Origin of the sequence: Pseudorhodoplanes sp. (genome assembly GCF_050250235.1) — a bacterium.
Taxonomy (GTDB): domain Bacteria; phylum Pseudomonadota; class Alphaproteobacteria; order Rhizobiales; family Xanthobacteraceae; genus Pseudorhodoplanes.
In genome coordinates, this window is sequence record NZ_JBFWPA010000242.1 from 1 (window position 1) to 5712 (window position 5712).

General features: G+C 54.6%; 3 protein-coding genes. All 3 read right to left on the reverse strand.

Translation table 11 applies throughout. From position 1 onward, the window contains the following. Window positions 1-726 (reverse strand): ABC transporter substrate-binding protein (locus AB7F49_RS37665; RefSeq protein ID WP_428532588.1); only part of this gene is annotated, 726 nt, incomplete at its 3' end. A 1156-nt stretch (window positions 727-1882) separates the two neighbouring features. Next, on the reverse strand, window positions 1883-2812 hold the full coding sequence (locus AB7F49_RS37670) for a LysR family transcriptional regulator (protein WP_428532591.1): 930 nt from the start codon (window positions 2810-2812) through the stop codon (window positions 1883-1885). Window positions 2813-2919: 107 nt separating this feature from the next. Then, a partial coding sequence (locus AB7F49_RS37675; protein ID WP_428532594.1) for a molybdopterin dinucleotide binding domain-containing protein occupies window positions 2920-5712 on the reverse strand: 2793 nt, incomplete at its 5' end.

The window sequence follows — 5712 nt, forward strand, 5'->3', positions numbered from 1 at the left end:
AGGTCCGGTCCCGATCATGTCGTTGCGGATGTTGAAGGTACTGTCGGTCTCCTTCGGGACCATATGCAGGTAGCCGGTTGTGGTCCGCGCCAGGATCCCGGGAAGGTAGCTGACAGGATACTTCACCTTGACGACAATGGTGCGCGCGTCAGGTGCGGAGAAACCCAGAAGCGGCGCATCCGGGTTCGCGCTGTTGACAAAGCCGACGCGTTGGCTGGATGTACGCGACACTCGCTCCCAGCTGAAGAGCACGTCTTCAGCGTCCAACGCGCGGCCGTTTATCGGAGGCTTGTTATGCCACTTGAGGCCCGGCCTCAGTTTGAGCGTCATCGAAAGATGATCCGGAGAGTACTCGAAGGACTCCGCCAGGTCACCGATGAAATCGTATTCCGCCTCTTTCAAATAGCCGGGCTGCTTCCGCATTAGGCGACTGTAGACGTGGTCCTTATGCAGGCAAAGGGGCGCGACCGCCTGGTGCACGTCCAGATGGGCGGCGTCCCGGTCCGTTGACCTCTTCATGATGCCGCCACGCTTCGCCTGCTTGCTGGTGTCTACCTTGTTTACGACGAGTCCGCTGGCATCGCCCTCTACGCCGGCGCTGCCGTCTCCGCCACAGCCTGCCAGCAGTGTTAGACCTAGCATGCCCCCACTTGAAGCTGCCAGCGCGCGCCTCCGTGTAACTCTTTGCTTGCTGACACGTTCCCAGTAGCTGTTTAGCATGTCCATCGATGACTCCTCGCGCAATAAGAACCTGCTGTGTGATCGACCTAGAGAGTTGTGCTCGCCTCTGACTATGTCAGCTTCCCCAGAAAGAAGTCAAATGACATGATTGGAAATGCTTATTGTAAGTAAAGGTTTTTCTTGCGCCAGTATTGAACCACTAGCAGTGTGGTGAAAAGTAGCCTTGGGGGAAATCTTCAAGGGGCTAAGGACCGCCTCCGAGCACTACATAATTTTGAGCTGGCATTAACTCCGGCTTGCGGGCGGCTTCGAATCGTCAATCCAAACATAGAGGTCCGAATCGACTGGATATAAACCGAATTCCTTACTGTCGACCACGCTAAACTAAACCATTGGCTCCTCCAAGAAAGCGAGTACAGTATTGCTTTTTCGCATCGTGGCGTTGGAGTTCATGGGCCAAAGCCTTCCTCTTTTCGACATCGTACTCCCGCGCATTTTCCTTGTGAGCTCATCTAGGAACGAATCGCCGGCAAAAGTGCTCTTCCATCGGGTCGAATCCTTTAAATATCGCGCCCCCCGAAATGTACTGTTGTAAGCGACTGCCCTGTTGGGTGCGAGTAAGTGCTTGTTGTCACATTTATAAAGGCGAAGCCGTCGAAGTTTGGTCTTGGTGTGGCGTCACGTTACTTAGGTCGCCAGTCGTTGGTGTAGCCAGCGGGGACCGTCTGTGCCCGGATCTCCAGGCTCTCAGTTCACCTTGATTTCTTGATGTTCCTAACGTTTGCCATGGCGTAGGCGTGGGGTAGTCGCCATGCCACTAGAGGCGAAAATGCCCAGTGTCTCCGCGCCCTGCATCGACACGTACTGATACCAGACATCCTTTCTTCGGTAGGCATGAGACGTTCATGAGCTGAGTCTTACCTTCGGACGGCGATTCAGCTCAATGATGAGGGGCGGTCTGGGTTCTTGATGAGTGGCGAGCAAGAACCGCGCTGAAGCCTGAGGCTCCTGATCGCTGACTTGGGGCTTCTTGTTTCATTTTTATTTATTGATCTAGTTTTATTTACTGATCTAGCTTCCAGAGTCGATGAGCGCAGGGATCAAGACGCGGCCCTGCATTCTCGTCTGGGTCAGGTATCGCCCAGCCCCCTGCGCACTGTGCGTTGAGCTGCTGTAGCGAAGACCGGGAACTTTGAGCGTCCTATATGGTGCTTGGCAGGACTTGTGCGGCCCTTTTTTTTAGTTCGTCGAGGGCTACCCGGGCAACCTGCTCCAGCGGTCCGAGTAACTGTGGCATGTCGTAGCCTTTTCGCCAGAAAAGCTCGTAGTCTCTCTTTATGCGAAAGCCCGGCATTACGATGACAACGAGGCTGCCAGCAGCAACTTCGCAGAGTACCGAGTACATCGACACGAATCCCACCCCTACGTTGGACATGACGGCCCTCTTCACGTCTTCTGTACCATTCATCGTCAAGGCCGTCCGGATGCGCAGGCCGGCTTGGCTTAGCGTCGAGTCAAGCAGCCAGCGTGTACGCGATCCTACACCGGGAAGCACGAGATCCACATTAAAGAGATCGCTCAATTGGGCGCTTCCTGCCACGGCCATGCGGTGATCAGGCGATGCGATCAGCACCAGTTCATCTGCTCCAACACTTCTAACCTCATAGCGTTCGCTGCCCATCGGGCCACCAGTCAGCGCGACATCGAGGATGCCGTGTAACAAAAGATCTACGATCTTAGGAGTTGACTCAAAGGTGGGTTGAACGTCTAGGTCTGGCATTAGTTCCTTATAACGACGCACGATCTCTGGTAAGACGTACATGCCGCCTGTAGTGTTAGCGCCGATTCTGAGCCGGCCGGTAGCGGATTTCCGAAAATTGGAAAGCTCCCGCTGAGCTTGATCTGCTTCTTGCAGAATTAGATTAGCATGGCTCATAAATACGTTGCCCCCGGCCGTGAGGACAACTGCTCCCCTATGGCCGCGTTCGTAGAGGTCCACTCCCAGATCCTTTTCCAAGGCTCGCAAATGCATCAGCACCGCGGAAGCCGTGAGGCTCAAAGCCCGAGCTGCTTCACTCACGCTATTCATGGAAGCTACCATCCAGAAAACTCTCACTTGCGTCAGGGTCATAAATCCACCCTCAGGAGTCTCTACGCGTCAAAATTAGCGACGATCTGTGAAAAAGTGATCTGATCCACAGCAACTCTCGCAATCTCGATTGCGACCTGCTTAAGCGCTTAACCCTGAGGCGCCAAGTATAGGTCCCGTGGTGGTTTCAAAGGTCTCATCATCCAGTATGGCCGGCGCATACCGTCCGGCCCTGGTGCTGGGCGTGTGAGCGCCAGCCAACTGTCATATGCCCGTTGTCCTTTCGCGCGATCGACGACAATGTCTCCATAACGGTCTTCTGGTCCAGCGCTTATGACTCTAACCTTCTGATGCCAGCAGTGCTGGCCGCTGATAGGATCAGGCTGAACAGGGAAGATCAGATTTTGGTGGACTCCGCCATCGCTCCACCAGATCCGGCTAGAGTCAGCATCATCGCTCGCAAACGGCCTCGGGCCGTGCACTTGCCGCATTCGCCTCGAGCCAGCCTCCTCCTCGATGTGCACCAGAGAGGAATTCCAGAGGTCGCTACCGTGATCCTCGAAAAGGCGCCAGCGACCAAGATGGTGCGAGCAAGCTACAACACCTGGCCGTATTGCCTCAGTCACCCATACTTTATCGACAAAGTGACCCATGTCTGATTCCACGCGCACAAGATCGCCACTTTGCACGCCGACTCTCGCCGCGTCTTCAGGATTGATCCAGACTGGGTTCTGTTGCGCCATTTCGTATAACCACTTTGCACCGTTAGTACGCGTGTGAATAAGGGAGGGAAGCCGGAAGGTCGGCAGAAGCATGTACTCAGAACGTTCTTTATCGAGTTGAGAGTAATGTACCTGGCTCACTATGGCAGACATGAGCGTGACCTGGGCCGCGTTGCGCGGATATATCGGCAGGGCAAGTTCTGGCCAACCCCAGTCGTGAAGCGTAGACGAGAATATTTCTAGCTTTGCGGATGGCGTCGGGAAACCCGTATTTGGTGTGCCGTCAACCATCACCCCCACACGAGTTCTGCCCTCCCCGTCCTGAAAAGGACCGGGAAAGGGTCTGAAGTTAGACCGTGGTCGCGGTGACGGAGACCAGATGAAACCCGTGCTCGTATCGACGTCAGCATTTCTTAAGGCCCCTCCGTGCGGTGCCCTTTCATGCTCGCGGTAGACATTCGTCGTTATCTCGTATGCACCCCGACGCTGCATGTAGCTCAGAACATCCTCACCATTCTCAGCCGCGGCTTCGGGAAGGCCAGGCGTATGCTCGAACAGGTAGCGATAGTACTCCTTGATCGTAATCTTCTCGTCTGGACGATAGGGAGATTCGTAGAACCGCCGGATACCTAGCTCTCCAGTGGGATCAATTCGCCAGGAAAGTTCAATCCAAAACTCATTCTCTTCCCAAATCTCGCCGGGATTTGCCTGATAAGTAAAATCGATTTGCTCACCCTGGCGTTCGCGATGAACGCGTAGTACCGGCTGGCGGAATCCAATCCACTGTGAGGCGTGTGTTTCGTAGCTGTGCACGTCATGGCGCTCAGCGCCTTCTCCCATAGGAAGCACGTAATCCGCGTACTGAGCGGTCTCGCTCCAGACGGGCGTCACAGCAAGGTGCAGCTTTACCTTGCTTTCGTCCCGAAGCAAATCTATCCATGCGAATCCATCTGGATTCGTCCAAACGGGGTTATAAACTCGCGTAAAATAAACCTCCAGCGGACGCTCGCGCTTCTCGAGAAGATATGGAAGCAAGAAACTCATCTCGAAATGAGCGAGTGGATATGCTAGCGGGAAATGAGTTTCGTTCCAAGTTCGAGTCGTGCCCATCCCATGAGGCGGTTCAGGTACGAATTTCGTATATGCATTGGGTAGTGTGCCGCCGGGTGTACCTACCGAACCGGTAAGAACGTTGAGAAAGAACAGATTTCTAGCGACCATCCATCCGCCGCGATGACCAGCAGCCGCGCTACGCCACACGTGAGAAGCGAAAGCCTCACCAGCTCGGGCAATCTCTTCCGCGATCGTCGCGATCTCCGCAGCGCTTATACCTGTTTCTGCTTCCGCCCATTCGAGCGTATATTGGCCATAAATCGACTTGAGTAAAGCGACAAAGGCTTCGAAGTCTGTGCCCTCCGGTAGCTCGGTAACAATTCCTTTATCCTTCAAGAACTGTAAGTATTCTTGATTGGTCATCAGCTCCGGCCAATTTGTCCATTTTCTCAGGAAATCTCTATCAAAAAGATCGTTGCCAATGAGATAGGCTGCCATCGAGAGGAGCAAGCCAGCCTCCGTACCGGGCGATGGGCATAACCAGTAGTCTGCCTTTGCGGCGGTGTTAGACAGACGGGTGTCAATCACACAAAATTTTGCGCCAGACTCTTTGGCCTCGCTTATACGCTGCGCGTGCGGGTTCATATAGTGGCCCGACTCCATGTGGGCACTAAGCATGAGGACGAATTGGGCATTAGTATGATCCGGATTGGGCCGGTCAATGCCCATCCAGAACGCGTAGCCCGTACGAGCGCCAGCAGAGCAAACATTTGTATGGGAGTTGTGGCCATCGATGCCCCACGTTGTCAGGACTCGTTCTGTGTACAGGTCCTCCCCGGGGCGACCAACATGATAGACAACATCGTCAAAGCGGCTCTCGGTTATGCATTTACGGATACGACCTGCCAGATCATCAAGGACTTCATCCCAGCTCACCCTCTCCCATTTGCCGCCGCCGCGCGGCCCGGCTCGGCGTAAGGGATATAGAATGCGATCAGGGTTCTTGATTTGAGCGGCTGTCGCTGGCCCCTTGGCGCAATTGCGGCCGCGACTGGCAACATGGAGGGGATTACCCTCCATGCGTTCGATTTCGAGTGTGTCCGGGATAATGAACGCCAAAAGTCCGCATCCTGCTTCGCAGTTGAAGCAGACCGTTGGAACAAGGCT